The following is a 26,398-nucleotide window of genomic DNA, read 5'->3' as shown; positions in this document are numbered from 1 at the left end:
GCGGCATCCGGAGGAATCTCCTGGCCGCGTGAGGGGGATATTCCCAGACAACCCGACGGCATCCCGGAGGTCAATGTCGTACGAGGGCCCCAGCCGGACCGTTTACGAGAAGTTAACTCGCCCACACTCAGCCAGCATCCAGACGTTCGCGGAGGCGCCCGGGCTCGCCCTCAGAGCACGCGGAAAAGGGGAAGGAAAGGACCGAGGTCGGCCCGTGTCCCCGACGCGTGGACACGACCACTCGCGAGCCCCTCGCTCCACGACGACGACCCCGTCGCGAGAGAGATCCACGTTGCCGCATCCATCTCGACCACGTTCGGAGGAGTGCCTCGCGTGTGCCCCGGGCCCTCGACGCACTGCGCCGCACCGAACGGAGGAACCCGCACCTCGACGCTCCTGCCGGGCACGTTCGTCTCGATGATCTGCAGGAGGAATCTCACGGCCGTCGCCGTCACCGCTCGATCCGCGCCCCCCGCGAGCGCCGCGCGCACCGCCTCCTGACCGCTCGCCTCGTCGATGCGTCCCTTCGCCATCCCCCCATCCTCCCCCCGCCCACGACCGGGCGACGCACGAGCCGGTCGGCGGCGAGCCGGGCCTATCCTGTCAAGGTGAAGATCCTCGTCCTCGGTTCGGGTGCCCGTGAGCACGCCATCATCACCGCTCTCCTCGCGGAGGACGAGCGCCACGACATCATCGCCGCTCCCGGCAACGCCGGCATCGCGCGCGACGTCGAGGTCATCCACTTCGACACGAACAGCCCCCGCCTCGTCACCGACTTCGCGGTCGAGCAGGGCATCGAGCTCGTCGTCATCGGCCCGGAGGCACCCCTCGTCGCGGGCGTCGCCGACGCTCTCCGACAGCGCCGCATCCCTACCTTCGGACCGGACCGGGCCGCCGCCGCCCTCGAAGGCTCCAAGACCTTCGCCAAGCGCGTGATGGACATGGCGCGCGTACCCACCGGCCGCGCCACCCGGGTCTCCACCCTCGTCGATGCGACGCGCGTGATCGACGAATACGGCCTCCCCTCGGTCGTCAAGGCCGACGGGCTCGCCGCGGGCAAGGGCGTCCTGGTGACGGGGTCGCGCAGCGCCGCCCTCGCGCACGCCGAGTTCTGGCTGCAGTCGGGCGACGTCCTCATCGAGGAGTTCCTCGACGGGCAGGAGGTCTCGCTCTTCCTCCTCTCGGACGGCCACGATGTCGTCCCCCTGTCCCCCGCGCAGGACTTCAAGCGCCTCGGCGACGGCGACGAGGGACCGAACACGGGCGGCATGGGCGCCTACTCTCCGCTTCCCTGGCTCGCCGAACGCTGGCCGAGCGAGCGCGCCTTCGTCGACGAGGTCATCGACACCGTCGCGATCCCCACGATCCGCCAGCTCGAGCGCGAGCGCACGCCGTTCGTCGGGCTGCTGTACTGCGGGCTCATCGTGACGGAGGCGGGACTGCGCGTCATCGAGTTCAACGCCCGCTTCGGCGACCCCGAGACCCAGGTCGTCCTGCCGCGCCTCTCCTCGCCGCTCTCGGCGCTGCTGCTCGCCGCGGCCACCGGATCCCTCGCCTCCGTGCCGTGGCCGGCCTTCACCGACGAGGTCGCCGTCACCGTCGTCCTCGCGAGCGAGGGCTACCCCGAGAACGCGGTCACCGGTCGCGCTCTCACGGGCCTCGAGGCGGCGGCCGAGGTGCCCGGCGTCACCCTCGCCCACGCCGCTACCCAGCTCGTCGACGGGCGCTTCGTGGCGACGGGGGGCCGGGTTCTCAACGTCGTGGCCCGCGGTGCCGACTTCACTCAGGCCCGCGAGCGGGCCTACCGCGCGCTCGACCTGATCCACCTCGACGGTGGCGTCTACCGCCGCGACATCGCGCTTCGCGTGGCGGAGCACGACGCTCGTGGACGGCGGACGTCCTCCTGATCGGCGCTCCTGAGGCGTCAGCGCGGCGCGCCCACAATATCGCCGAGCGCCTCGGCGAGACGCGGGTGGGCGAACGCGAAGCCCGCCTCCTCCAGGCGCCCCGGCACGACCCAGCGACTCTTCAGAAGCAGCTCGGTCTCGGTGCGGAGCAGGAAGGTCGCGGGCTCCAGCACGAAGCGCGGCGCCGGAACGCCCAACCGCCGTCCGACGGCGGCGCGTAGCAGCCGCGACAGCTCGGCGTTGTCGCTCGGATTCGGCGAGGCAAGGTTCACCGGGCCCTCCAGACGCGACTCCTCCAGGAACCGGATCGACCGGTAGACGTCCTCCACGTGGATCCAGCTGAAGTGCTGCCGGCCGTGAGTGCGCCGGTATTCGTGATGCACCCCCGCCTTGCGCCGCCCCCGCGTCGACGGCCAGTGCCCGTCGTACTGCGGGCCGCCGAGCCCCCACCGGGCCAGGCGCAGGAGGATCCCCGTCGCGGGCCCGTCGCCGAGGACGATCGCCATCCTGAGCGCGAGCCGTCGCACCCCTGGCGTTTCGCCCGCGAAGAACGTTCCCTCCCATGCGCGAGCCACGTCGACCGAGAAGCCCTCGCCGAGCACTCCGTCCTCGGTGTTCGCCCGCTCCTCCTCATGCCGGTAGATGGTGGCTGTGCTCGCGTTCATCCACGCCGGTGGAGGCGTGACGGCCGCGGCGAGCGCGCGGTGCAGCTCGGCCGTGGTCTCGACGCGCGAGCGCAGGATCTCGGCGCGGTTCGCCGGCGTGTACCGGCAGTCGACGCTCTTGCCGGCAAGGTTGACCAGGAGGCGTGACCCCTCGAGCGCGCGCGTGATCGCGGGGGTATCGCCCCAACGCGCGTCGGGGCCTGAGCGGCCGACGCGACGGACGGTCCAGCCGTCGGCCGCGAATCGTCGGCGGAGATCGGTGCCGAGGAAGCCGCTGGCTCCGGCGAGAACGACGATGGGAGGGTCGGAAAGGGTCACCCGCCCATCGTGCCGCAGGAAACGGTGCCTCTACCGTTCACAATTCAGGATGAAGCCTGTTCACTCCCACGGAAATCCGCGGATTTCCCGCCGCAGATCTGCATCGATCCTGAATTGTGAACAAAACCCGGCCTCATAGCGCGGCCCGAACACCCGCGACGCGTTCGGCGAAGCCCGGGGGCACGTCCGCAGGCAGCGCATCGACCGGCCACCACGCCACATCGCCGCTCTCCTGACTGACGACCAGCGGCTCCGACGGATCAGCCACTGCCGCGTACCCCACGTCCCAGTGCCGCAGGCAGCGTCCGAAGCCGGTCCCGAGCGCGTGCCGGTCGATGTCGACGGCGGCCACCGCGAGAAGCCGCAGTGCGACGATGCCGCTCTCCTCTCGCGCCTCCCGCACTGCCGCCTCCGCTACGGACGCGTCGGCCGGCTCGATGTGCCCGCCGAGCTGTACCCAGAAGCGCCCTTTGCCGTGGAAGCAGAGCAGCACGCGCGAGAGATCGGGCGAGAACACGAAACAGCTTGCCGTGAGGTGCTCGGGACCGAGGTCGCGATCGAGGGCCTGGGCGCCGTACTCGCGAAGGAACGCGAGGTAGTCGTCACGGAGCGGCGAGTCCGGCAGCCCCCGCAGCTCGTCGGCCAGACGGTCACTCCGCTCGATGCCCATCCCGGAAGCGTAGGACCCTTCGCCGGAGTGCTCCGTCCGTCAACCCCCTGCATCGACCGCTGGTCTGGGATTTGCATGGGATGACGGACCGAACGAGAGGACAGCCATGACTCCCGACTCCCCCCAGCAGACTCCACCCGGCACCGAAGCCGGGCTGACCCCGAAGGCCGACCACGGCGAGACGAGCTACCGAGGTTCCGGCCGTCTGGCCGGCAAGGTCGCCTTGGTGACCGGATCCGACAGCGGCATCGGAAAGGCCGTGGCAATCGCTTTCGCGCGCGAGGGGGCCGACGTGGCGATCTCCTATCTGGACGAGCATGAGGACGCCGAGGACACGGCCACCTGGGTCGAGGAGGCGGGTCGCGAGGCGCTGCTCCTTCCCGGCGACCTGCAGGATCCGGAGCACTGTCGCGCGCTCGTCGCCGAGACCGTCGAGCGCTTCGGACACCTCGAGGTCCTCGTCAGCAACGCAGCGTTCCAGATGAGCCGCGACGACGTCACCGACATCCCCGACCGGGAGTGGGACCGCACGATCACGACGAACGTGAGCGCGTACTTCCACCTGGTCAAGACCGCACTGCCGCATCTGCGCGCCGGCGCCTCGATCATCGCGACGAGCTCGGTCCAGTCCGATCAGCCGTCGTACCAGCTGCTGCCGTACGCGGCGACGAAGTCGGCGATCCTCAGCATGAGCGCCTCCTTCGCGCAAGCGCTCGGCGAGAAGGGCATCCGCGTCAATGCGGTCGCGCCAGGCCCGATCTGGACGCCTCTCATCCCCTCGACCATGCCACCGGAGGCGGTGGAGTCGTTCGGCGAGCAGGTCCCGCTGGGTCGCCCGGGGCAGCCGGCCGAGGTCGCACCGGCCTACGTCCTCCTCGCCTCGGACGAGGCGAGCTACATCAGCGGGTCGACGATCGCCGTCACCGGCGGGAAGCCGATCCTCTGACCTCCGTGTGCGGCTCCGCTCATCCGCAGGAACCTGCGATAGGTTCCGGCGGGTGAGCGTCCACCTGCGCAGCATCGAGACCGCGGTCCCCCGCACTGTCCTGCGGCAGTCGGACGTACGCGATCTCTTCGCCGCCCAACCGCGCGTCAACCGTCTGGGCTCGCGCTTGATCGGAGCCGCGTTCGACGCCTCCGGCATCGACACCCGCTTCACCGTCGTCGACGAGCTCGACCGCGCCGAGCGTGAAGGAGCGAGCGTCTTCTACGACGCGGCGAGCGGCCTCGTGCTCGATCCTGGGACGGCCACCCGCAATGCCCTGTACGCCGAACGCGCTCCCGAGCTCTTCACCGGGGCCGCACGCCGCGCCCTCGCCGCCGCCGCGGTGGAACCCGCTGACGTCACGCACGTCGTCACCGTCTCGTGCACCGGCTTCTACGCCCCCGGCCCCGACTACCAGCTCGTCCGGAGGCTCGGGCTCGCCCCGTCGACGCAGCGCTTCCACCTCGGGTTCATGGGCTGCTACGGAGCGTTCCCCGCGTTGCGGGCCGCCCGGCAGTTCTGCGAAGCCGACCCGGAGGCTGTCGTGCTCGTGGTCGCGGTGGAGCTCTGCACGATCCATCTGACCAGTTCGAACGATCCCGAGCAGATCGTGGCCAGCTCCGTCTTCGCCGACGGCGGCGCGGCGGCCGTCGTGACTGCGCGGGAGGCGCCTCCTGGCGTCCCGCTCCTCGTGCTCGATGCCCTCGCGACAACCCTCGCCGACGAGAGCGAGTCCGAGATGGCGTGGACGATCGGCGACCACGGCTTCACGATGCGACTCAGCAGCTATGTGCCCTCGATCATCGGGGCGAACATCGAGGGCGCGGTCGCCCCGCTCCTCGAGGGGGCGGCGCTCGGCGTGGGCGACGTCGCACGCTGGGCGATCCACCCGGGCGGGCGGAGCATCCTCGACAAGGTGCAGGGCGCTCTCGGCCTCGACGAGGAGCAGCTGCGGCCGTCGCGCGAGGTGCTGCGCACGAACGGCAACATGTCGAGCGCGACGGTCCTCTTCATCCTGCGGCGCCTTCTGCACGGCGAGGCGGCCGACGGCGAGCGGATCGGCGCGATGGCGTTCGGCCCGGGGCTGACCGTCGAGCTGGCGCTGCTGACCAAGCGGAGCGGGCCGTGATCCCTCGCGCCCCGCTCGCTCCGGATCTCCGCCACCGCGAGGTGTCCGAGCAGGAGCTGATGGACGATCCCGACTGCGACCGCGCCCTCCTCGACGCCACGTACGCGCGCTTCGGCCTCGTGAACCGGCTCGTGGCGGGCTGGCGCGGCCTCTACCGCTCGCGGGTGCGGCCTCTTCTGCGCGTGGACGAGCCGTTCCGTCTGCTCGACGTCGGCTCGGGAGGCGGCGACGTCGCCCGTGCGCTCGCGGGCTGGGCGCACGAGGACGGACTGCGTCTCACGATCACCGCGGTCGATCCCGACGAGCGCGCCTCCGTCTTCGCCACGTCGCAGCCCGCGACGGCCGGCGTCGAGTTCCGCCGGGCGAGCAGCGCCGAGCTGGTGGCCGAAGGCGAGCACTTCGACCTGGTGACGTCCAACCATGTGCTGCACCATTTGGGCCCGGAGGCGCTCTCCGCCCTGCTCGCGGACAGTGAGCGGCTCTCTCCGCGCTCGCTGCACAACGACATCGAGCGGTCACGACTGGCCTACACCGCCTATCTCCTGGCGACCCGCCCGATCGCGGCGGGCTCGTTCCTGCACTATGACGGTTCGCTGTCGGTGCGGCGCAGTTTCACGGCGCCGGAGCTGAGGGCCGTCGCGCCCCGGGGCTGGCGGGTCGAGCGGGCGGCGCCCTCGCGGTTGCTGCTCACGCGGGGGCTGTGATGGGCCGCGGCTGGCTGCGCGCGGCGGCCGTGAGCTACTCGGCGAACTGCGCCCTCGGCGTCGCGGTGGCGGCGGGGGTCGTCCGCACGGGCCGCTGGCACTGGATCCATCACGCGCTCTACATCTGCACGTCGATGCTGACCGCGGCGGCCTTCGTCACCCTGCGGCGCTCGGATCCGGGGGCCGCGTGGGCGCTCGCTCCGGCCGCCGTCCCCCTCGCGGTCATCCCCTTCGCCGGCACGCGCGGGAGGCGTCACCCGGCGATCGCGCTCGCCGCGGCTCCGTTCGTGGTCGCGGCGCTGCTGCGCTCCCAGCGCTGAGGCGTGGGCCACCGTGCGGCCGTCCGCCGCGCGCTCCTAGCGGGGAGGGTCGAGGTCGCGGTCTGAGGAGCCGGCGCGCCACGAGCGCAGCGCCTGGCCTCCGGCAATCGCGAGGATGAGCGCTCCGCAGGCCATGGTCACGAGGCTCGGCACCGAGACGCCGTGCGCCGCGACCGCCGTGTTGATGCCCGCGCCGAGCACGAACACGCCTCCCAGGAGGTACAGGATGGACCGGGTCTTCATCGTTCCACCGCTTCCGTCGGCTGGGACAGGACCCTGCGATGGTACCGTCCGTCCGCGGACGAGGCAGGATCGAGGCATGGAGTTCCTCGATGTCGTCCGCCGCCGGAAGACCACTAACGGCGCGTTCTTGCCCGACCCGGTCTCGGAGGAACACCAGCGCCTCCTCATGGAGGTCGCGGGCCGAGCGCCCTCGCAGCTCAACAGCCAGCCCTGGCGGTTCGTGCTGGTGGAGGAGCGCGAGACGATCGAGCGGATCGCGGCGATCAGCGGCGAGAGCATGACGACGGCGATGTCCAACGGCACGTTCTTCGAGCGCTACAAGCCGTACTTCCGCTTCAGCGCCGACGAGATGGAGCGCCGACGCGACGGGATGCTCTTCGACAGGCTGCCCGCCCCCCTCCGGCCGTTCACGAAGCAGGTGTTCACCAAGCGCGGGCAGTTCCTGATGAACTCGCTGCGGGTGCCGCAGGCGCTCGGCGAGGAGAACCGCAGGCTCGTCGCGGGCTCCCCTCTGCTGCTCGGCGTGATGCTCGACCGCTCCGAATACCGGCCGGGCGAGCTCTCCTCCTTCTACTCGGTGTTCAGCATGGGCGCCGCGATGGAGAACGTCTGGCTGACCACGGTCGAGGTCGGGATGGGCATCCAGTTCGTGTCCTTCCCGATGGAGGTGCCCGGCGCGTGGGCGCGGATCGAATCGCTGCTCGCGGTCCCGGCGGAGCTGGAGCTGATGGCGGTGTATCGGCTCGGCTATCTGCCTCCCGAGCAGCGGCGCCCGGCTATCGACTGGTCCTCCCATCAGCGCAAGCTGCCTTCGCAGTACGTGTTCCGCGGCACGTGCGCGACACCGCAGACCGGATGGGATGAGCCAGGGCGGGGGTGAGGCGAGACGCGCCTCTACGGTCGGGCGGACAGGCTGTCAATGGGGTGTCGGCGTGTCTCCGACCCGATTGCGCAGGGCGGGACCCGAGCGGATACCGTCCCCGAGGAGCCGTCCGTCTGGGACCGCCCGACGAACGAAAGGGCCCCGTGGCCACGCTCATCTACGGACCGCAGAACCTCGAGATCGAGTTCGAGGAGCGTGTCCTCGCGCACCTCAAGGTCGCCGTCCTCTCGAAGTTGCGTCGCAACGAAGCCTTCTCGCTCTCGTGGCTCGAGGACAGTTCGAGCGGTCATGGCCGCAGCTCGGTCTGGCTGCACCCGTCGGTGCCGCTGCACTTCCGTTTCACGGAGGCCCATCAGCCCAAGCTCAACCGGCAGTGGATCGAGCAGATGCTCAGCGTCGCGAGCATGCACGGCGAACTGTCGGTCCTGCCCGAACCGCAGGAGCCGCAGCAGGGCTCCTGAGGCCTGATGCGCACGGAAGGGCGGCCCGTCAACCCCGCCCCCTTTCGCGGGCCGCGGGCTAGCGTCGTGGGACAGCGTCCCGCAGAACCTCGGCGGGACGTCGACGGACGGAGACGACGATGACGAACACCGCACGAGCGACGAGCCTTCCCACGCTCACCCCGGTCGCGACTCCCCGCAAGGATCAGCAGGCGGAGCCCCGGCGTGTGCCCGACTCGGTGTCGGTCGCGTCGCAGCCCGTGATCGGCTGTCGGATCGACGTCAGCGGCAGGTCTTTCGTCGTCGAACTCGAGATGGCCGGCATCTTTTTGCGTCAGGTGCGCCGGAGCCTCCGCGAGGGCGAGGGCGGACTCGTGCTGCTGCGTCATGTGGAGGGCATCGAGATGATCCCGTTCTCGCGGGCCACGCCGTTCGAGGTCTCGGACATCGTGTGCCCCGAGGGGATCGAGCCCGCGGAGGCCCGTGCGGCGGTGGGCCTGCGCGCCCGTTGATCGCGTTCGGCCCTCGTCGCGGGCTTCGCTCTCGGTGTCCATGGAGGAGCCCCCTCGGGCGGCGGCGCTCCGGCACAGGGCGGCTGGGAGCGTCGCTGCCGGCCGCTCCGAGACTCAGCTCGGGAGCGAGGACTCGATCGCCGCGATGATCCGCGGATCGTCGGGCTCGACCGTCGGGCGGAAGCGGTGCACCGTGCCGTCCGCGGTGATCAGGAACTTCTCGAAGTTCCATTTCACCCGCCCGGCCTTGCCGTTCTCGTCCTTCGTTGTCGTGAGCGCGGCGTAGAGAGGGTGCGCGGAGCGGCCGTTCACCCGCACCTTCTCGAACATCGGGAAGGTGACGCCCCAGGTCGTCGAGCAGTACTCCTTGATGCGATCCTCGTCGCTCAGCTCCTGCAAGAACTGGTTGCTCGGAAACCCGAGCACCGTGAACCCGCGATCGCCGTAGCTCTTCTGGAGCGCCTCGAGCTTCTCGTACTGGGGTGCGAGGCCGCACCGGGAGGCGACGTTGACGATCAGCTGCACCGGCGGGTAGTCGGCGAGGGTCGACGAGGCGCCGTCGATCGTTGTGAGCGGGATGTCGGTGAGCGGAACGGACACGGGAGCTCCTTCGAGGCGGGGAGCGCCAGGCTATCGATCTCAGCCGTGCGTGGGCCGCGAGCCCTCTCTCTGCCTCGTTTCGACGGAGCCATCCCCCCGATCGACGCGAGCCCCTCCCCCGGCGGGCCCCTGTCGGCCACTCTGGAGACATGTCGTCCTCGTCGCCCCAGCTCGTCGTGGTCGGTGGGCGTCGCCTCCGGCTCACGAACCTCGAGCGGGTCGTCTATCCCGAAGCGGGGTTCACCAAGGCCGATGTCCTCTCCTATTACGCCGCCGTCGCCTCCGCGATGCTGCCGCACCTCGCCCGGCGGCCCGTGACACGCAAGCGGTGGGTCGACGGAGTCGGGACGGCCGAGCACCCGGGCGACGTCTTCTTCGAGAAGAACCTCCCCGCCTCCGCGCCGCACTGGCTGAGCCGCATCACCATCGAGCACTCGTCCCGCGCGGTCGACTACCCCCTGATCGACGAGGTCGCAGGACTCACCTGGCTCGCGCAGCAGGCGGCGCTCGAACTGCATGTCCCGCAATGGCGGGTCGACTCCGGCGGAACGCACCGCCCGCCGGACCGTCTCGTGCTCGACCTCGATCCGGGTGACGGCGCGGGCCTGGCCGAGTGCGCCGAAGTCGCGTTCTTCGCTCGCGAGCTGCTCGAGGGGATGGGACTGGCACCGCTGCCGGTCACCAGCGGGAGCAAGGGTGTCCACCTCTACTGCCCGCTCGACGCCTCCGCCTCGAGCGAGCAGGTCTCGGCCGTCGCGCACGAACTCGCCACAGCCCTCGAGGCCGATCATCGCGAGCTCGTCGTCTCGGACAGGAAGAAGACCCTCCGCGAGGGCAAGGTCCTCGTCGACTGGAGCCAGAACAGCGCCGCCGCGACCACCATCTCGCCGTATTCGCTCCGCGGGCGCCTGCTGCCCCGGGTCGCAGCGCCGCGCACGTGGGAGGAGCTGGGGGCGAGCGGCCTCCGCCACCTCGGGCCGGAGGAGGTGATCGAACGACTCCGCGCCTCCGGAGACCTGCTGCGTCCCCTGCTGGCCGCTCGTGGCGCAGGCCTCGAGCCGACTCCCGAGCGCCTCGCCGGCTTCGCGGCGACCGCCACCTCCGCCGATCGGCTCGCCACCTACCGCAGCATGCGCGACGCCGCGAAGACGCCCGAGCCGGTTCCCGCAGGGGAGTCGGCGAGGTCGGGCTCTGGCGACACCTTCGTCATTCAGGAGCATCGCGCGCGGCGCCTGCACTACGACTTCCGGCTCGAGCACGACGGCGTGCTAGTGAGCTGGGCCGTGCCGAAGGGACCGCCGCTCGACGGCGACCCCGACCGGCTCGCCGTGCAGACCGAAGATCACCCGCTCGAGTACGCGACCTTCGAGGGCACCATCCCCGCGGGCGAGTACGGAGGCGGTGAGGCGCGCATCTGGGACGAGGGCAGCTACACCCTTGAGAAGTGGCGGGAGGGCGACGAGGTGATCGCCGTGTTGACCGGGCGGAACGACGGCGGGCTCGGCGGCCGGCCTCGGCGATACGCGCTGCTGCACACGGGAGCCACGGGCGGGCGCGGCGATGCACAGAACTGGCTGCTGCACCTCATGGCGCCGGACTCCTCCTCGCGCGCGCGATCCGGGCGCGGAGCCGCCGCGCGCGGGACAGCGGGCGCCTCCGCGCGTCTCGGCGTGCCCGCGGCCGACGTCCGGCCCATGCTCGCGACCGCCGGCCGCCCCTCGGATGTCCACCCCGACTCCGCCATCGAGATGAAGTGGGACGGCTACCGCGCGCTCGTGCAGAGACGCGGAGAAGCGATCACCCTCACGAGTCGCAACGGCAACGACCTGACGGCGACCTTTCCCGACCTCCTCGCGCCGCTCGCGCAGGCGGTTCCGGTCGACGCGGTTCTCGACGGCGAGATCGTCGCACTCGATGCGCGAGGCCGTCCCGACTTCGGTCTGCTCCAGACGCGCGGCGGGCTGACGACGCCGCGCGAGATCGAGGCGGCGGCGCGAGAGACGCCGGTGCACCTCATGGTGTTCGACCTGCTGACGCTCGACGGCACGGACGCGACTGCGCAGGGCTATGACGCCCGTCGCGCCGCACTCGAACGGCTCGTCGCCGAGAACGAGCAGGTGCACGTGCCAGCGGCCTTCGACGGCGACCTCGACGAGGCGATGGCGACGAGCCTGGCGCTCGGCCTGGAGGGGGTCGTGGCCAAGCGTCGCGACGCGCGCTACCGCCCAGGCGTCCGCTCGAGCGAGTGGGTCAAGCTCACCCACCATCGCGTGCAAGAGGTCGTCATCGTCGGCTGGCGCGACGGCGAGGGAGGCTTGCGGGGCTCGGTCGGCTCCCTGCTCACGGCGATCCCCGACGATGATGGCCGGCTCGTCTATTCCGGTCGGGTGGGCACCGGCTTCAGCGATCGCGAGCGTCGCGGGCTCGTCGATCGCTTGGCCAGGCTCACGAGCGACGAGCCGGCGGTGTCGGTCCCTCCGCTCGAGTCCCGCGGAGTGCACTGGGTCAGGCCGGTGCTCGTCGGCGAGGTCCGTTACCGCGAGCGCACCGCCTCCGGAACGTTGCGGCAGCCCGTGTGGCGCGGCTGGCGCGCCGACAAGGCGGCGTCAGAGGTGCGCAGCGAGGAGCCGCGACGCTGACGACCCCCGCGCAGGCTGGCGAGATCCTCCGCCCTGGTGTCTCGCCGGAGCACGGCGAGCACGGGTCAGCCTCGGGCGGCCCGGCGAGCGGCGACCGCCGTGACCCGCGTGGGCACCAGGATCTCGAGCAGGTCCTCCACCCCGTCAACACGTCGCGGCGGAGTCTCGGCCCGCTGCGAACAGGCGCGGTACGTCGGCGGATGCGTCGGAAGCACGTGCCCGATCACGCGCCCCTTCTCCCACACCGTGAGCAGGACGGCGCCGTCGCTCTCATCGGGAGCGCCGATCTCGAAGACGCGACCACGCACGATGGCACGTTGAGGCTCCTTGCGAGCTAATCGCACCCAGAACGGGATCTCGCAGGTCATGCCGCACCGCCCTCTCCGACCGGGGACAGCAGCGTCCCCGAGCCCGACCCTCCGGCTCTCCACCGGTTTGTCGGTCGGGCCCTACGGTATGGCGGGTGCCGGCCCGTGGATCAGGGGCTTTACGTCTCCCCCCAGGGGTGTTAGCGATGCCCGCAGCCCCGCCCGGGGCCTCAGAACTCCAACCCGCTCTCGACGTCGAAGTCCGAGGTGATCGGATGAACGGCGGGCTGGACAGGGTGAGTCCCGGTGAGAGCGTCAATGCGAGAGCGGATGCGCCTAATCTCGTCCGTGTTGTCCGGTTCGGGTAGATCGGAGGGAGTCGTCTCCACCACCAACGCGGACGCCGCATTCACCAGGAAGGTGACCCGGACCGTCGCACCGTCCGCCCCGATCCCGAGGTACTCGACGTCGTCGGCCTGGCTTCGCGCGGCGAGCGCGACGGCGTACTCGACCAACGCGTCGGCCGCGTCGTCGCCCACCACAATCGTCTTGTCCGCGAAGAGGATGTGCTTCATAGGGCCTATCCTCGACGCCCGTCCCCGGGAGGAGTGAGACGGTTGACAGCTCCGACATCTGGGCGCATGCGCCTGCCGAAACACCTCCTACCAGAAGAGCGCCCGTCTGGCAGCCCCGCTTGTCCCCCGCACCCCGGTGCGAGACAGTGGAAGAAGGCCGCCCGCGGCCTCGAGGGAGCCTGGAGACGCCGAGATGGGAAAACTTCACTACGACGGCACTATCGAGATCGACTTTGAGGACAGGGTCCTCGCGCACCTCCAGATCGTGATCACGGCGAAACTGAGACGGAACGAATCGTTCCTCCTCAGCTGGAGGGATGACCACAGCATGGGCGACGGCCGGAGCGCGATCTGGCTGCACCCCTCGCACTCGCTGCGCTATAAGTACTTCGGTGGGCGGATGCCACGCATCAACCCCGCGTGGATCGCTGCGCTCACCGATCTCGCGAACTCTTCGGGCGGCCTGTACATCATCTCGGAGCCGCCCGAGCCCGTACGGCCGCCCGAGCGAGAGCCGCACCCGTGAAACGTCTCGACATCGTCTATAACGGCATGCCTTATACGGTCGGCGACCGCACTGTCGACGAGTTCCGGGCCGAAGTCGACGCCGCCCTGGCCTCTTCTGCCCCCCAGTGGCTCAGGGTCAATTACGGAGAGGGGCGCACGAACTCCGCTCTGATCCTGATCACTTCGCACACCGCGCTGACCATCGTCACCAATGACTTCGATGCTGAGAGCGCGCTCTGATCTCCGTGGACTCCTCACTATCCGACTCCGCGCACCCCTCATCCCGGGAGAGGTGGCGGCTAGGGTGAACGCGATGACCGACTCCGACGCCCTCTACGGACCGTATCTGCGCGGCTATCCCGTCGACGGCGTTGCGATCTCAACCCTCGGCGGCCCGTTCGGAGGCGAGACCGTCGCGGCCAGCGACGACACGGCTACGCGACTCGACGAGATCCAGCTCGACCTGGGCGAGGGCCCCTGCTGGGACGCGGTGCGGGACACGGCACCCGTCTCAGTGCCCGACACCGCCTCCGAAGCCCGCTGGCCGCTCTTCAGCGACGCCGTCGCCGCGATCGACATCCGCTCGGTCTTCGCGTTCCCGCTCTCGATCGCCGGGCTCTCAATCGGGGCTATCGACCTCTACTCGCGCCGGCCGCGCAGCCTCAGTCGCGCCGAGCTGAACGGCATCACCGCCTCCTCCGCGGCAACCGCACTCCTCGTCCTCGCGGCCGTCCTGCGGGATGGCGAGGAGGCGGAGAACGACGAGAGCAGCAACCCGCGCTCGCGACGAGAGGTGCACCAGGCGACGGGCATGATCATCGCCCGATACCGCACGTCTCCTGAGGAGGCACACCTCCTGCTCCGAGCGCATGCCTTCGCCCAGCGTCGTGCGGTCATCGACGTCGCGAAAGACATCGTGAGCCAACACGACGGATTCCCCGACCGACCCCTCACGACCGAGGACGAAGAATGGTGACGAACGCCCGCGAGAGCCGCGTCATCCAGACGTTCGTCGCTCTCTCCGACACGCTCGTCGACGACTACGACGTCGTCGACTTCACACAGACGCTGGTCGAGAGCAGTGCGACTCTGTTCGATGCCGTGTCGGCCGGGCTGGTGCTCGCCGATCCCAGCGGCGCCCTCGAGGTGCTCGCCTCGACCGATGAGGATGCCCGGCTGATCGAGCTCCTGCAGCTCGACCGGGGCTCTGGCCCCTGCATCCGCTGCTACGAGACCGGTGCCCCCGTTGTCGTGCCCGACACCCGGAGGGTCGACGACAGCTGGGCCGAGTTCCGCGAGCTCTCGATCGAGCTCGACATCCGCTCCGCGCACTGTGTCCCGATGCGGTCCCGCGGCACGACGATCGGTTCGCTGAACCTGTTCCAGGCCGCCACCGGGGCTCTCGACGGTGACGACATCGCTCTCGTTCAGGCGTTCGCCGATGTGGCCACCGTGGGGATCCTGCACCAGCGCGCGCTACGCGAGAGCGTCGTCACGCAAGAACAGTTGCAGCACGCGCTCGACAGCCGGATCCTCATCGAGCAGGCCAAGGGCATCCTCGCCTACGCGCACCACATCACGGTCGAGCGGGCATTCGAGGTGCTGCGGTCGCGGTCGCGGTCGACGTCGACGCCCATCACGACGCTCGCACAGGAGATCATCCGCGACTACCGCCGCCCGCCTCAGTAGTCCTCTCTGCCGTCCCAGTCGGCCCGCGGGTCGGCATCGGAGGCGCCCACGCCGTTCAGCGTGCCCTCCAGTTCCGCGATGCGGCGCAGGAGGTCCTCGCTCGACTCGGGAGCGCCTGAGCTGCCGATGATGGCCAACGGCATGCCGAACCCGAGGGTCAGCACCACCGTGGAGTCCGGCGCCGAGTCATCGGAGAGTGTCACCGCTTCCGCTCTGAACCGTTCGGCGAGGGCCAGCGAGTAGCGGAGCACCGCATCGGCGATTGCATCGTCGAGCGTTAGGGAGCCTCCGATGTGGAGAAGTGTCTTCATGCGTGGTCCTCGTTCGTAGACAGACAGGAGTCGACATCGGGGACCGGGACGCCGTGGGTACACGCTATGCCACGACGGCACGCCCGCGCAGGTCCTCGCCGAGCCAGTACGGCTTCGGAGCGCCCAGAATGATGATCGTCCGGGAGGCCGCACATGTTAACGTGAACACATGCGCCGCCTCTCAGGAGGCTCGCACCACCCCTTGATCGGAAAGGTCTCGACGATGAGACGACGCTCCTTGGAGCCCACCCGGCCCGCACCCCGCCGCCGCGCCCGCTCCCTGCTCCTCTCCGCACTCGCCTGCACGAGCGTCGCCCTGACCGGCGCGCTGGTGCCCGTCTCCGCCTCCGCGGCCGCTCTCCCCGCCCCCACGGCCCACTACGACATGTCGCACGCCGGATCGAGCCTGCTCGACATCTCCGTGAACGGTCGCAACGCGACCCTGACCGGTCTCACCGATGCCTCCTTCGTCGATGCCGGCGGCGACGCTGTCGCGCGGTTCAAGAACGACGGCTACGCCTCCCTCCCGCAGGGACTCGTCACCGGTACCGACAACAACTTCTCGGTCGAGTACACGGTCAAGACGCAGACGGCGGCCAACCAGTTCGGTTGGGTGATCGGCGACGGCGTCGGCCCGTGGAACACCACGCAGCTCGGCAACCACGTCTTCGTGAACCCGCTCTCGCCCGACGGCGGCAATCAGGTCCTCGCGGGCATCCGGGTCAAGGACTCGGGCAACGGCGAGACCCGCCTCCCCTTCGGCGGCGGGCTCAACCCCGGCTTCACCACCCTGACGCTCGTCGGCTCGGGCCAGACGCTGACGCTCTACCGCGATGGCACGCAGATCTCGACGACGACCCACACCGCGTCGATGGCGAACATCGTCCCGACCGGATCCACACTCGGCTACCTCGGCCGGTCGCTGTACACCGGAGACGCCCTGCTCACGGCCGACGTCACCGACGTCAAGTTCTGGGACACCTCGCTCACCGCGGACCAGGTGACCGCGAGCATGCCCACGGCCGCGTCCAAGGCGGCCTCGACCTCGGCGCTGCTGCGCTCCGACGTCCTGCCTGTGCTGCTGGCGGGCAACCCCGCCCTCGACCGCGTGTCCAGTTCCCTGACGCTCCCCGCCTCCAGCAGCGGCGTCGCTCTGAGCTGGGCGTCGTCCGCGCCCTCCGTCGTGTCGAACACCGGAGTCGTCTCGCGCACGATCACCAAGGACACCCCGGTCACGCTCACGGCAACAACCAGCCTCGGCACCACGCTCACCTTCGACGTCGTCGTGCTCGCACCACGCATCAACGACGACCTCGACGCACTGCAGCTCACTCCTCGCACCACCGAGAACCTCCCCCTCGTAGTGACCGGGCCCAAGAACGGCACCGCCATCACGTGGACCTCCTCGGACCCTGCGCTGGTCACCGGCACGAACACCTCCTACACGCCCCCGGCGGTCGGGTCGGCCGACCCGTACCGCGGCGGAGGAGTCGTGACGCGGCCGGCCTACGGCGCGGGCGACAAGACGGTCACCCTGACCGCGAACGCGACGCTCAACGGCGCCTCGGAGTCGCGCTCCTTCACCGTCTCCGTGGCGGAGCTGGGCCGCAAAGCGCCCGATGCTGGCTACGCCTCGGCGTACTTCAAGTCGGACGGTGACGAGAAGATCTACCAGGCGGCCACGTCCGGCAACGACTTCTTCACCTTCTCGCCGGTGAACAACGGCCAGGCGGTCATCACGTCGACGACCGACACCCGGGGATTGCGCGACCCGTTCATCCTCCGATCGCACAACGGCGACAAGTACTACATGGTCGCGACCGATCTGTGCATCTCCTGCGGCACCGGCTGGGGCCCCGCCCAGTCCAACGGCAGCCTCAAGATCGAGGTCTGGGAGTCGACCGACCTGGTCACGTGGACGCGCACCAACGGCGCCGACACGGGCATCACGGTCAATCAGCCCGCCGCGGGCATGACCTGGGCGCCCGAGGCGTACTGGGACGACGCACTCCAGTCGTACGTCGTCTTCTTCTCCTCGCGCCTCTACTCCGACGCGACGCACAGCAACACCGACAAGCTCTACTCCCGCGTCTTCTCGGTGATCACTCGCGACTTCCGCACCTTCACCTCCCCGCCGACCACGTGGCAGGACACCGGTTTCGCGCGGATCGACTCGACGGTCACCAAGATCGGCGACACCTACTACCGCTTCACCAAGAACGAGGAGGGCGGCGCGGCCGACGGCCTCGAGGCGGGCAAGGACATCTTCCTCGAGAAGTCGAAGGTGCTGACCGCGCCGACGACCTCGTCGAACTGGAACGCCGACCCGTCGAAGACGTGGCAGCTGACCGACACGAACATGACGTCGCTCGAGACCGGCCAGGCGGGTGAGGGGCCCGAGATCATCAAGCTGAACGCGGGCGACCCGAACGACACGACGGGCACGGGCGACGGCTACGCGTTCCTCGTCGACAACTACGGCAGCGGCGGCTATCGCGCCTTCGTCACCAGCGGCGCCGCCATCGCCGGCAGCTCGCAGGCCTCGCGCCTCTCGAAGTCGGCCGACTGGAACGTCTCGACGAAGGGCGGCCTGCCGGCGAGCCCGCGGCACGGAGCGTTCGTGAGCGTCCCGCAGACCGTCCTCACCGCGATGAGGAGCTGGACGTCTGTCGCCGCCGTCGACTCGACGACCACCCTCGCCGTCAGCGGCGGCACGGCGACGGCCACCGTCGCGGCGGCGGACAAGGGGCAGGTCGTCGGCACGGTCACGTTCGCCGGAGGCTCGTGGACGAGCACCGTCCCGCTCTCGGGCGGCACCGCGCGCGCCACGGTCCCGGCGGGAGTGGGCAGCGTCACCGCCTCCTACAACGGCTATGCGGACAAGCTCGTGAAGACCTCGACCTCGGCCCCGGTCTCGCTCGACACCCTCGAGCTGGCCCCGGCCGCCTCGACGCGGTGCATCGCGGGCAAGGTCGTGCTGACGGTGACGGTCAAGAACAACGACACCGCCGCGGCCGACATCACGGTCACGACCGGCTACGGCACGAAGACCTTCGCCTCGGTCGCTCCCGGGTCCTCGGCGTCGGCCGCGTACAGCACGCGCCTGAAGTCGACTCCGGCCGGCTCGGCCACGGTGACCGGCTCGGCGAGCGGGCAGCCTCCGTTCTCGGCGGCCGTCCCCTTCGCCTCCGCGAGCTGCTGACACCCTGAGACGTACAGAGGGGCCTTTTCTCCCGCCACTGGCGGAGAAAAGGCCCCTCTGTACGTCTCCGCTCTCGTTCAGCGCGTCCGAGCCAGGAGGTCGGCATGGTGCAGCTCGGCGACGTTGGGGTGCGCGCGGAGGCGGTACCGCAACGCGTTCTCGCCGTACGTCTCCAGGATGGGCGCGTTCGTCGGGTCGACCGAGAGGCCTGATTTCAGGTCCTCGGGCAGCGGCAGCGAGGGCATCGTCGCCGACAGCGCCGGGTTGAAGAAGTACGGGATCGAAATGCGGTCGGTGCCGACGAGCGGCGAGATCACTCGGTGCAGCGTGGCCTTGAGGTAGCCGCCGGTGGCCAGCTCGAGCATCTCGCCGATGTTCACGACGAAGGCGCCGGGGAGGGCCGGTGCCTCGATCCACTCGCCGCCGTGCTCGACCTGCAATCCGCCCTTGCCCGGTTCGACCAGCAGGAGCGTCAGCACGCCGCCATCGCGATGCGCGCCGACTCCCTGCTGGGGCTCGGGGTCGGAGGTGCCCGGGTACCGGACGACCTTCACCAGCGAGAACGGCTTCTCGGCGAAAGCCTCGTCGAAGACGTCGGCCGGCGCATCGAGGGCAACGGCCCACGTGCGGAGCAAGCGGATCGCCACCGCGGCCAACTCCGCGTGCCAGCGCTCGAAGAGCACGCGGAACTCGGGCAGTGCCTCCGGCCACAGGTTCGGACCCTCGAGTCGCTCGTAGTCGGGCACGCCCGGCCCCGCCTCGACGACCGGGCGCTCGATTCCGATGTCGACCTGCTCGCGGTAGTCGACGTCTCCGTTGGTGAGCTCGGCACCGAAGCGGGTGTAGCCCCGGAACTGCGGGCTCGCCGTGTTCTCAATGGCGAGCTTCTCCTCCTCAGGGAGATCGAAGAAGCGACGGGAGACCGCGAGGACCTCGTCCAGCAGCTCGTGCGGCACGCCGTGGCCGGTGAGGTAGAAGAAGCCCACGTCGTGCGTGGTCTCACGGAGGTCGCGGCGGAAGGCGGCGGCCTCCGCCTCCCCGTGGTCGAGGCGGGACAGGTCGAGGATGGGCAGCGCGTCGGTCATGACCCGAGCCTCGCGCAGGACGCTGGGCGGCGGTCGATTGTTACGACAACCAAAACGGCGGGTCCCGCCGATGCCGGGCGAGCACGCTCCCCTGCACCGGCCGGACCCGCCGGTCGTCGCCGAGTGTTACGGCGTAGGCATGCCGCCGTTGACGTGCAGAGTCTCGCCGATGACATAGCTCGACTCGGGCGATGCCAGGAACACGTAGGCGGGGGCGAGCTCGGCCGGCTGACCCCAGCGTCCGAGCGGCGTCTGCGAGCCGACCTCCGGAAGCTTCTCGGGCGGCTGGCCGCCCGCGGTTTGCAGCGGAGTCCAGATCGGACCAGGAGCGACGACGTTCACGCGGATCCCCTTCGGAGCGAGCTGCTGCGCGAGCGCCTTCGAGAAGGTGTTGATCGACGCCTTGGTCGTGGCATAGTCGACGAGCGTCGGCGACGGCTGGTAGGCCTGGATCGACGAGGTGCTGATGATCGTCGAGCCGGGCGCGAGGTGCGGCACGGCCGCCTTGGTCATCCAGAACATCGCGTAGACATTGGTCTTGAAGGTCTCGTCGAACTGCTCGTCCGAGAGCTCGAGGAAGTCCTCGACCGACTGCTGCTTGCCGGCATTGTTCACGAGGATGTCGAGACCGCCGAGACCCTCGACCGCCGTCGCCACGGCCCCGACCGCGAAGTCGTGGTCGGTGATGTCGCCCGGGATCGCGACCGCGGTGCGTCCCGCCTCCTCGATGAGCGCCACGACCCTCTGCGCGTCGGACTCCTCCTCGGGGAGGTAGACGATCGCCACGTCGGCGCCCTCGCGCGCGTAGGCGATGGCGACGGCCGCACCGATACCGGAGTCGCCGCCGGTGACGAGGGCTCGACGTCCGGCGAGGCGGCCCGAGCCCCGGTAACGGGACTCACCGCGGTCGGCGCGGTCCTCCATCTTCGAGTCGAGTCCCGAGCCCTCTTGGTACTGCTCCTCGGTGTCGATGTCCGCGTACATCGAGGCAGGATCGCGGAAGGTGTACTGGTCGTCGGTGCTGCTCTCTGAGGTCATCCTTCGACGCTAGGCGCGCCAGCACCGAGAGCGCGGGTGGTTGACAGCCTCGGGCACAGCGCGCACGCGAGCCGGCGATCGGCGAGAATAGGGAGGTGACCCGCGACGATTCCCTGGCCTTCGACACCACGACGCTGCCGGGCTGGCGGCATGCCTACTCCGGCAAGGTCCGCGATCTGTACACCCCCGACGACACCGACCCGGTGCTCGGAGCCGAGCGGATGCTCGTCGTCGCGAGCGATCGGGTCAGCGCCTTCGACACGGTCCTCGAACCGGGCATCCCCGGCAAGGGCGAACTGCTGACGACCCTCTCGCTGTGGTGGTTCGGGCAGCTCTCGAACATCCCCCACCACCTCGTCGAGGGCGACATCCCGACGCCCGTCCGCGGCCGGGCGATGCTCGTGAAGACGCTGGACATGTTCCCGATCGAATGCGTCGTGCGCGGCTACCTCTCGGGCAGCGGCTGGAAGGAGTACCAGGCCACCGGCTCCGTCTGCGGCATCGCGCTCCCCGAAGGGCTCGAGGACGGCGACCGCCTGCCCGAGCCGCTCTACACGCCCGCGTGGAAGGCCCCGCAGGGCGAGCATGACGAGAACATCTCGTTCGAGCGCTCGGTCGAGATCGTCGGCGCCGACGCGGCGGAGGCGTTGCGCACCCTGTCGCTCCGTATCTACGACGAGGCGGCCGTGATCGCCCTTGCGCGCGGCGTGCTGCTCGCCGACACCAAGTTCGAGTTCGGCGTCGACCGCGCGAGCGGCGTCGTCACGCTCGGCGACGAGGTGCTCACGAGCGACTCCTCCCGCTACTGGGATGCGGACGCCTACGCGGCCGGTCGACGCGGCCTGTCGTTCGACAAGCAGATCGTCCGCGACTGGATGGCCGCGAACTGGGACGGCAGGGGAGTCCCGCCGACCCTCCCCTCCGAGATCGTGGAACGCACGGCCGCGCGCTACCGCGAGCTGATCGAGCGCTTGATCCGCTGAAGCTCCGGGACGACCCATGGACGACGACCGACCCCGCGTCCGGCTCGAGGCCGGCGGCGAGGATCCCGACGAGGCCCGCCACAGGCTCGCGCGGCTGTACAACGGCGACGACTGGCTCGCGGCCACCACCGACTCCGACTTCGCCTACCGCTACGCGGCGCTCGGCGACACGGGGATGACCCTCCGCACCTCGCGCATGTCCGGCCGGCTGGCCGGGGGCGTCGGCGTCTCGAACGACCTCGTCGTGCAGTGGATCGTCGCCGGTTCCGGCCGCATCGACGTCGACCGCACGTCGATCGTGATGCAGCCGCACCGACCCGTGCTGTTCCCGGTCGGTCGACCGTTCGCTTTCGACTACGTCGACTTCGACCAGCGGCTCCTCCACCTCGACCGGGGAGTCGTCGATCGCGTAGCGGCCGAGCGCGGCCTGCTCGGCCCGCTGAGCTTCGACTCGGCGCATCAGGCCGACGATCTTGCGCTGCAACGCTGGCGCCGGGCCGTCGCCGACTCCGCGCGTGCCCTCCGCAGCGAGCGCGTCGATCCGCTGCTCTGGGACGAGCTGACTCGGGCGACCGCCTCCGCTCTCCTCGGACTCGTGCCCCCGCGCTCCGCGCCGGTCCCACCCGAGCTGCTCGTCCCGCGCAACGCCCGGGTGCGCCTCGCGGTCGAGTTCATCCACGCCCACTGCGCCGAGCCCATCGGCCCGACCGAGGTCGCCGCGGCGGCGGGCCTCACGGTGCGCGGCCTCCAGTCGGCGTTCCACAGGGTGCTCGGGATGCGCCCGCTCGCCTACCTGAGGCTGGTGCGGCTCGACCGGGTCCGCGCTGAGCTGCTCGCCGCGGACCCGCATGAGACGACGGTGCTCGAGCTGGCGCAACGCTGGGGGTTCGGCAATCCCGGCCGGTTCAGCGTGGCGTTCGCGGCTCGTTTCGGGGAGCCGCCGAGCACGACCCTGCATCGTTGACGGCGGGGCCTCAGGAGGCGGCGGGCTGCGATTCGAGGATGCCGCTCAGCTCGCGGAGCAGCGTGGCGGCATTCGCCGCCTGCGCTGCCGGGATGCCGTCGGTGAAGCGCCGGATCGCACCGTAGGCCGGGCCGTCGGTGACCCCGAGGCCCTGCTGCGCCGCTTCGGTGAGACAGAGGATGCGCCCGCGCCCGTCCGAGGGGTCGAGGACTCGGTCGACGTAGCCGGCGCGGACGAGACGGTCGACGAGGAGCGAGACCGCGGCGGTCGTGATGCCGAGGCCGCTGGCGAGGCCGACCGCACGGACGATCTCGCCGCCGCGCTCGCCGACTCCGATGATGCGCAGGGCCGCGAGATCGGTGGTGCCGATGCGCAGGCGCCGCTCCACACGGGAGTCGTAGTCGCGCTCGGCGGTGCGCAGTCGCGTGAGTAAAGCGAAGAGATCAGGTCGTGCGGCCATGGCATGGCACCTTCCGAGCGGCAGGCGCCCCGAGCGGGAACTCGCTGCGCCCATCGAACCACTTCTGCGCGCGGTGCGCGTGCCTGTACCGAAAGCGCACTCGACTCCCCCTTCGTTAGCTAACCGACTTAGCAAGTACGTAAGGTCGTCTCGACGGCATGCCCTCTGGCGCGCCGAGGGAAGAGGTGCAGGATGGGACGACTGCTGTACGGCGCGCCCGCCAGTGCCCATCCTTTCGACGACCGCGCGCTTGCTCACCTGCAGACCGTCATCACCTCCCGGTTCCGTCGTGGTGAGGGCTTCCTCCTGACCGTCGAGGACGAGGACGGTCGACGTTCCGAGCTGTGGCTGCATCCCAGCATTCCCACGCGCTACGAGTACGACGACACCAGCGCTGTCGAGCTGAACCCGTACTGGCTGCGGGAGCTCTCCCACGCCTCCCATGGCCGGCTCGGCCTGCACCTGCTGCCCGAGCCCGATGTCGGCCCCGATCCGCGAGCGAAGAAGATTCCTGCATGAGCGATCACAACGGCACCCTGTTCCGTCGAGGCGGAACCGTGCGCTTCGTACGCTGGATCTCGTCGCGCGACGGCGGCTGGGCTCCTGAGATCGTGCAGGGACGCTACCTCGAGCGTGACGACGCCGGCTGGCTGGTCGATATCGGGGGCACTCCGACGGTGCTCGCGAAGGACGACTGGGCCGTCTACCGCTGATCCTGCGGGCGGAGCTGCGGCAGGGCACGTTCCCGCGGAGGGAGACCGCCGTCATCCGCGAGGCGCCCGTCGCGCACGATCAGCTGTAGAGCGACTCCGGGACCTGGAGTCCGTAGATGGCGCGGCCGGAGGACCAGATCGCCGAGCACGCGGCGCGGAGGAGGTCGGTCGTATCGTCTCCGGCCGCCACGATCACGACGGAGTCGCCCTCTATCCGCACCTTCGCTCCGCGGACCGCATGCGTTCCGTTGCGAGACACCGTGGTCGCGGGATAGGGCAGATGCAGCTCCCGCAGGTCGCCGAGGATGTACTGCGGGCGTGACGTCGCGTCGGCGGCGAGGAGCTGCTTGGCCCGGTCGATCCCGGTGAGCACGTGGGCGCTGTCCATGCCTGCTGCGTGCGCACCGGCGATGTCGGTATCGAGGCGGTCGCCGAGGAACAGCGGATTCGTGGATCCGAATCTGGCCGTGGCGGCGTCGAAGATCGCCCGCTCCGGTTTACCGGCGACGACGGGGAGGCGCCCGACGGCGGTGTGCACGGCGGAGACGAGTGTGCCGTTGCCTGGAGCGATCCCCCGCGCGACCGGGATCGTCCAGTCCGTGTTGGTCGCGACCCACGGGATTCCGGTGTGCAGCGCGAACGCCGCCTCGGCGAGGTGTTCCCAGCCGACGGCGGGGGCGAAGCCCTGGACGACCGCGGCGGGGGACTCCTCTGCGCTGCGCGTGACCACGAAGCCGGCCCGCTCGACCTCGGACGTGAGACCTTCGCCGCCGACGACCAGCACGGTCGAGCCGACGGGCACCAGTCCAGCGAGCAGCACGACGGCGGCTTGAGGAGACGTGACGACGTCCTCAGGCCGCACACTCAATCCGAGATCGGACAGGTGCCCGGCCACGGAGGCGTCGGTGCGCGACGCGTTGTTGGTGATGTACCCGACGCGGAGGGACTCGCTCGCGCGGTTGAGGCTCTCGACGGCGAACGGGATCGCGTCGGCCCCCTTGTAGACGACACCGTCGAGGTCGGCCAGCACGGCATCGCGGCCGTCGAGGGGGGAGGGGTCAGTCGTCCTGCTGCGGAACATCGGCGCCCTCCTCCTCGACGACCTCGATGGTCTCGTCGTCTCCTCCACCCTCCGCGGCGGATACAGCGCGCTCGGCGATGTCGGCGCGACGCTGCCACTCCGCCGCCTCCTCCGTGCGCCCGAGCTCCTCGAGCACGACGGCGTAGGCGGCGAACAGACCGGGACTGTACGAGAATGCACGGTCGGGATCGAGCTGAGGGATCTCGAGCTCCATCAGCGCGAGCTCCACCTGACCGAGGTCGAGGCGTGCACCCGACATCGCGATGGCGAGCGAGACCTGGGCGCCGGGGCTGAGCGTCGTCCGGTCCAGGGATCGGCCGAGCTCGAGTGCCTTGTCCGGCCGGCCGACGCCGCGCTCGGAGTCGACCATCAGGGGCACCTGCTCGTCGGATCCCGAGATACGTCGGAAGGTGCGGAGCTCGCGCAGCGCGAGGGCGAAGTCGCCGGTCGCGTAGGCAGAGATGGCGAGCGACTCCCGCACGACCGCAATGCGGCCTGCGCGGCGCGCTGCCGAGAGCACGTGTCGATGGGCGAGCTCCGGGTCTTCGTCGAGGAGGCGCCCTGCCATCACCAGGTGTCGCGCGACCCACTCGGCGTTGTCTTTCGAGAGGGTACGCAGCTCGTTGCGGGCGACCTTGTCGAGGTCTTTGGCCTGCACATCGTCCGGTAACTCCGGGTCGTCGTGCCGGGGGCGGACCGACTGGAGGGAGCGCCGCTCACGCTCCTCCTCGGAGAGCTCGGGCTCCTCGCGCGGCCCACCACGTCCGGCGAAGCCGTCGCGACCGCGGGTGCCACGGTCTCCCCCGCCCCGGCGATCGTCCGACCAGGGGCGCGATCCTCCGTCTCGGCTACCGCCCTCGCGGCGCGCACGGGAGTCTCCGCCGCCAGACGACCGGACGCCTCCCTCGCGATTCGGACGCGCATCACCCTCGCGACGGGGGCGCGCGTCACCCTCACGCCGAGGACGGGCGTCACCGTCGCGTCGGGGACGGGAGTCGCCCTCACGTCGGGGACGGGAGTCACCCTCTCTGCGGGGACGGGCGTCGCCGTCTCTGCGGGGACGGGCGTCGCCGCCGGCCGGAGACCGGAAGCTACCCTCGCGATTCGGACGCGCATCACCCTCACGCCGAGGGCGGGAGTCTCCGCCGCGATCGGCACGTGAGCCACCGGCACCGCCGCGACCCGAGGGCCGGTCAGAGCCCGCCGAACGCGGAGGCCGCTCGTCGCGCCGTCCGGATCCCCGGTCGTTGCGGTCGGATGCTGCGTCGTCCATGCGTTCCTCGCCTGTCGTGATGGTGCTCTGTGGAGTTGGCCCGCCGTCCGGCGGATGAGACGGCCGCAACCGTCGCACCACCCTACTCGCACCGCGTTCGATGGAGCCGAAGGGGCGAGGTGGTGGTTAAACAGCGATGGCCACCCGTGTGGGTGGCCATCGTGAATGGTGTCCGGCGGTGTCCTACTCTCCCA

Annotated in this window: 32 protein-coding genes; 19 read left to right on the top strand and 13 right to left on the bottom strand. The window is 70.3% G+C overall.

The window, feature by feature from the left end; all coding sequences use genetic code 11:
• Positions 1-170: 170 nt before the first annotated feature.
• On the bottom strand, positions 171-533 hold the full coding sequence (locus ITJ45_RS10965) for a sterol carrier family protein (RefSeq protein ID WP_194610405.1): 363 nt from the start codon (positions 531-533) through the stop codon (positions 171-173).
• Positions 534-608: 75 nt separating this feature from the next.
• Between ITJ45_RS10965 and purD the strand changes: the two genes are divergently transcribed.
• Complete coding sequence (purD, locus tag ITJ45_RS10960) at positions 609-1,907, top strand: phosphoribosylamine--glycine ligase (RefSeq protein ID WP_194610407.1); 1,299 nt, start codon at positions 609-611, stop codon at positions 1,905-1,907.
• Positions 1,908-1,924: 17 nt separating this feature from the next.
• Here purD and ITJ45_RS10955 read toward each other — a convergent pair whose 3' ends face one another.
• Positions 1,925-2,890 (bottom strand): epimerase, encoded by a 966-nt coding sequence (locus ITJ45_RS10955; protein ID WP_194610409.1) that lies wholly within the window; start codon positions 2,888-2,890, stop codon positions 1,925-1,927.
• 133 nt (positions 2,891-3,023) lie between these two features.
• Positions 3,024-3,560, bottom strand: a complete 537-nt coding sequence (locus ITJ45_RS10950; protein ID WP_194610411.1) for an NUDIX hydrolase — start codon at positions 3,558-3,560, stop codon at positions 3,024-3,026.
• A gap of 106 nt (positions 3,561-3,666) precedes the next feature.
• Between ITJ45_RS10950 and ITJ45_RS10945 the strand changes: the two genes are divergently transcribed.
• From ITJ45_RS10945 to ITJ45_RS10930, 4 genes are read left to right on the top strand one after another with little or no spacing between them, the layout of a single operon-like run.
• Positions 3,667-4,506: an SDR family oxidoreductase gene (locus tag ITJ45_RS10945; protein ID WP_194610413.1), complete on the top strand. Its 840-nt coding sequence runs from the start codon at positions 3,667-3,669 to the stop codon at positions 4,504-4,506.
• Positions 4,507-4,558: 52 nt separating this feature from the next.
• On the top strand, positions 4,559-5,674 hold the full coding sequence (locus tag ITJ45_RS10940) for a type III polyketide synthase (protein ID WP_194610415.1): 1,116 nt from the start codon (positions 4,559-4,561) through the stop codon (positions 5,672-5,674).
• Complete coding sequence (locus ITJ45_RS10935; protein ID WP_323743024.1) at positions 5,671-6,378, top strand: class I SAM-dependent methyltransferase; 708 nt, start codon at positions 5,671-5,673, stop codon at positions 6,376-6,378. The genes ITJ45_RS10940 and ITJ45_RS10935 overlap by 4 nt, the downstream gene beginning before the upstream one ends.
• Positions 6,378-6,698, top strand: a complete 321-nt coding sequence (locus tag ITJ45_RS10930; protein WP_194610417.1) for a hypothetical protein — start codon at positions 6,378-6,380, stop codon at positions 6,696-6,698. The genes ITJ45_RS10935 and ITJ45_RS10930 overlap by 1 nt, the downstream gene beginning before the upstream one ends.
• Before the next feature lie 36 nt (positions 6,699-6,734).
• On the opposite strand, the gene ITJ45_RS10925 is transcribed toward ITJ45_RS10930, so the two are convergent.
• A complete protein-coding gene (locus tag ITJ45_RS10925) occupies positions 6,735-6,941 on the bottom strand; it encodes a hypothetical protein (protein WP_194610419.1) in 207 nt (68 codons plus the stop codon).
• Between the two features lie 76 nt (positions 6,942-7,017).
• Here ITJ45_RS10925 and ITJ45_RS10920 point away from each other — a divergent pair, with 76 nt between their 5' ends.
• The 3 genes from ITJ45_RS10920 to ITJ45_RS10910 all read left to right on the top strand — a co-directional run bounded on the left by ITJ45_RS10920 (position 7,018) and on the right by ITJ45_RS10910 (position 8,776).
• On the top strand, positions 7,018-7,821 hold the full coding sequence (locus ITJ45_RS10920) for a nitroreductase family protein (protein ID WP_194610421.1): 804 nt from the start codon (positions 7,018-7,020) through the stop codon (positions 7,819-7,821).
• Between the two features lie 146 nt (positions 7,822-7,967).
• Positions 7,968-8,285 (top strand): hypothetical protein, encoded by a 318-nt coding sequence (locus tag ITJ45_RS10915; protein ID WP_228493884.1) that lies wholly within the window; start codon positions 7,968-7,970, stop codon positions 8,283-8,285.
• A gap of 119 nt (positions 8,286-8,404) precedes the next feature.
• Positions 8,405-8,776 (top strand): hypothetical protein, encoded by a 372-nt coding sequence (locus ITJ45_RS10910; RefSeq protein ID WP_194610423.1) that lies wholly within the window; start codon positions 8,405-8,407, stop codon positions 8,774-8,776.
• 114 nt (positions 8,777-8,890) lie between these two features.
• Here ITJ45_RS10910 and ITJ45_RS10905 read toward each other — a convergent pair whose 3' ends face one another.
• Positions 8,891-9,376 carry a glutathione peroxidase gene (locus tag ITJ45_RS10905; RefSeq protein WP_194610425.1) on the bottom strand — a complete coding sequence of 162 codons (486 nt, stop codon included), beginning with the start codon at positions 9,374-9,376 and terminating at the stop codon, positions 8,891-8,893.
• A 149-nt stretch (positions 9,377-9,525) separates the two neighbouring features.
• Between ITJ45_RS10905 and ITJ45_RS10900 the strand changes: the two genes are divergently transcribed.
• A complete protein-coding gene (locus ITJ45_RS10900; protein WP_194610427.1) occupies positions 9,526-12,015 on the top strand; it encodes an ATP-dependent DNA ligase in 2,490 nt (829 codons plus the stop codon).
• Between the two features lie 65 nt (positions 12,016-12,080).
• On the opposite strand, the gene ITJ45_RS10895 is transcribed toward ITJ45_RS10900, so the two are convergent.
• Both ITJ45_RS10895 and ITJ45_RS10890 read right to left on the bottom strand, forming a co-directional pair.
• Positions 12,081-12,383: a hypothetical protein gene (locus tag ITJ45_RS10895; protein WP_194610429.1), complete on the bottom strand. Its 303-nt coding sequence runs from the start codon at positions 12,381-12,383 to the stop codon at positions 12,081-12,083.
• A 170-nt stretch (positions 12,384-12,553) separates the two neighbouring features.
• The gene (locus tag ITJ45_RS10890) at positions 12,554-12,898 is read right to left on the bottom strand and encodes a hypothetical protein (RefSeq protein ID WP_194610431.1); all 345 of its coding nucleotides are present in this window, start codon (positions 12,896-12,898) and stop codon (positions 12,554-12,556) included.
• 193 nt (positions 12,899-13,091) lie between these two features.
• On the opposite strand from ITJ45_RS10890, the gene ITJ45_RS10885 reads away from it, so the two are divergent.
• The 4 genes from ITJ45_RS10885 to ITJ45_RS10870 all read left to right on the top strand — a co-directional run bounded on the left by ITJ45_RS10885 (position 13,092) and on the right by ITJ45_RS10870 (position 15,094).
• Positions 13,092-13,424 carry an ATP-dependent DNA ligase gene (locus ITJ45_RS10885; RefSeq protein ID WP_194610433.1) on the top strand — a complete coding sequence of 111 codons (333 nt, stop codon included), beginning with the start codon at positions 13,092-13,094 and terminating at the stop codon, positions 13,422-13,424.
• Positions 13,421-13,645: a hypothetical protein gene (locus tag ITJ45_RS10880; RefSeq protein ID WP_194610435.1), complete on the top strand. Its 225-nt coding sequence runs from the start codon at positions 13,421-13,423 to the stop codon at positions 13,643-13,645. The genes ITJ45_RS10885 and ITJ45_RS10880 overlap by 4 nt, the downstream gene beginning before the upstream one ends.
• A 73-nt stretch (positions 13,646-13,718) precedes the next feature.
• Complete coding sequence (locus tag ITJ45_RS10875) at positions 13,719-14,381, top strand: GAF and ANTAR domain-containing protein (protein WP_194610437.1); 663 nt, start codon at positions 13,719-13,721, stop codon at positions 14,379-14,381.
• Positions 14,375-15,094, top strand: a complete 720-nt coding sequence (locus ITJ45_RS10870; RefSeq protein WP_194610439.1) for a GAF and ANTAR domain-containing protein — start codon at positions 14,375-14,377, stop codon at positions 15,092-15,094. Before ITJ45_RS10875 ends, ITJ45_RS10870 begins: the two co-directional genes overlap by 7 nt.
• On the opposite strand, the gene ITJ45_RS10865 is transcribed toward ITJ45_RS10870, so the two are convergent.
• On the bottom strand, positions 15,088-15,405 hold the full coding sequence (locus tag ITJ45_RS10865; RefSeq protein ID WP_194610441.1) for a hypothetical protein: 318 nt from the start codon (positions 15,403-15,405) through the stop codon (positions 15,088-15,090). The genes ITJ45_RS10870 and ITJ45_RS10865 overlap by 7 nt on opposite strands.
• A 223-nt stretch (positions 15,406-15,628) precedes the next feature.
• Between ITJ45_RS10865 and ITJ45_RS10860 the strand changes: the two genes are divergently transcribed.
• On the top strand, positions 15,629-18,607 hold the full coding sequence (locus ITJ45_RS10860) for an immunoglobulin-like domain-containing protein (RefSeq protein ID WP_194610443.1): 2,979 nt from the start codon (positions 15,629-15,631) through the stop codon (positions 18,605-18,607).
• A 77-nt stretch (positions 18,608-18,684) separates the two neighbouring features.
• On the opposite strand, the gene ITJ45_RS10855 is transcribed toward ITJ45_RS10860, so the two are convergent.
• Positions 18,685-19,692 (bottom strand): isopenicillin N synthase family dioxygenase, encoded by a 1,008-nt coding sequence (locus tag ITJ45_RS10855; protein ID WP_194610445.1) that lies wholly within the window; start codon positions 19,690-19,692, stop codon positions 18,685-18,687.
• Positions 19,693-19,818: 126 nt separating this feature from the next.
• Positions 19,819-20,730 (bottom strand): glucose 1-dehydrogenase, encoded by a 912-nt coding sequence (locus ITJ45_RS10850; protein ID WP_194610447.1) that lies wholly within the window; start codon positions 20,728-20,730, stop codon positions 19,819-19,821.
• Positions 20,731-20,825: 95 nt separating this feature from the next.
• Between ITJ45_RS10850 and ITJ45_RS10845 the strand changes: the two genes are divergently transcribed.
• Together ITJ45_RS10845 and ITJ45_RS10840 are read left to right on the top strand one after the other, a co-directional pair.
• Positions 20,826-21,713 carry a phosphoribosylaminoimidazolesuccinocarboxamide synthase gene (locus ITJ45_RS10845; RefSeq protein WP_323743025.1) on the top strand — a complete coding sequence of 296 codons (888 nt, stop codon included), beginning with the start codon at positions 20,826-20,828 and terminating at the stop codon, positions 21,711-21,713.
• Positions 21,714-21,729: 16 nt separating this feature from the next.
• Positions 21,730-22,677, top strand: coding sequence for an AraC family transcriptional regulator (locus tag ITJ45_RS10840; RefSeq protein ID WP_194610449.1), 948 nt, complete (start codon positions 21,730-21,732; stop codon positions 22,675-22,677).
• 10 nt (positions 22,678-22,687) lie between these two features.
• Here the strand turns inward: ITJ45_RS10840 and ITJ45_RS10835 are convergent, their stop codons facing one another.
• Complete coding sequence (locus ITJ45_RS10835) at positions 22,688-23,137, bottom strand: MarR family winged helix-turn-helix transcriptional regulator (protein ID WP_194610451.1); 450 nt, start codon at positions 23,135-23,137, stop codon at positions 22,688-22,690.
• A gap of 192 nt (positions 23,138-23,329) precedes the next feature.
• On the opposite strand from ITJ45_RS10835, the gene ITJ45_RS10830 reads away from it, so the two are divergent.
• Together ITJ45_RS10830 and ITJ45_RS10825 are read left to right on the top strand one after the other, a co-directional pair.
• The gene (locus ITJ45_RS10830) at positions 23,330-23,656 is read left to right on the top strand and encodes a hypothetical protein (RefSeq protein WP_194610453.1); all 327 of its coding nucleotides are present in this window, start codon (positions 23,330-23,332) and stop codon (positions 23,654-23,656) included.
• Positions 23,653-23,850 carry a hypothetical protein gene (locus ITJ45_RS10825; protein WP_194610455.1) on the top strand — a complete coding sequence of 66 codons (198 nt, stop codon included), beginning with the start codon at positions 23,653-23,655 and terminating at the stop codon, positions 23,848-23,850. The genes ITJ45_RS10830 and ITJ45_RS10825 overlap by 4 nt, the downstream gene beginning before the upstream one ends.
• 79 nt (positions 23,851-23,929) lie before the next feature.
• Here the strand turns inward: ITJ45_RS10825 and ITJ45_RS10820 are convergent, their stop codons facing one another.
• Together ITJ45_RS10820 and ITJ45_RS10815 are read right to left on the bottom strand one after the other, a co-directional pair.
• On the bottom strand, positions 23,930-24,931 hold the full coding sequence (locus tag ITJ45_RS10820; protein WP_194610457.1) for an HAD-IIA family hydrolase: 1,002 nt from the start codon (positions 24,929-24,931) through the stop codon (positions 23,930-23,932).
• Positions 24,909-25,589, bottom strand: a complete 681-nt coding sequence (locus ITJ45_RS10815; RefSeq protein WP_194610459.1) for a hypothetical protein — start codon at positions 25,587-25,589, stop codon at positions 24,909-24,911. The genes ITJ45_RS10820 and ITJ45_RS10815 overlap by 23 nt, the downstream gene beginning before the upstream one ends.
• Positions 25,590-25,613: 24 nt before the next feature.
• On the opposite strand from ITJ45_RS10815, the gene ITJ45_RS10810 reads away from it, so the two are divergent.
• Positions 25,614-26,093, top strand: a complete 480-nt coding sequence (locus ITJ45_RS10810) for a hypothetical protein (RefSeq protein WP_194610461.1) — start codon at positions 25,614-25,616, stop codon at positions 26,091-26,093.
• Positions 26,094-26,398: the final 305 nt, after the last annotated feature.

Source organism: Rathayibacter sp. VKM Ac-2879 (assembly GCF_015351245.1).
Lineage (GTDB): Bacteria > Actinomycetota > Actinomycetes > Actinomycetales > Microbacteriaceae > Rathayibacter.
The sequence above is the reverse complement of the archived record's forward strand: the minus strand, read 5'-3'. Positions and strand labels throughout refer to the sequence as shown.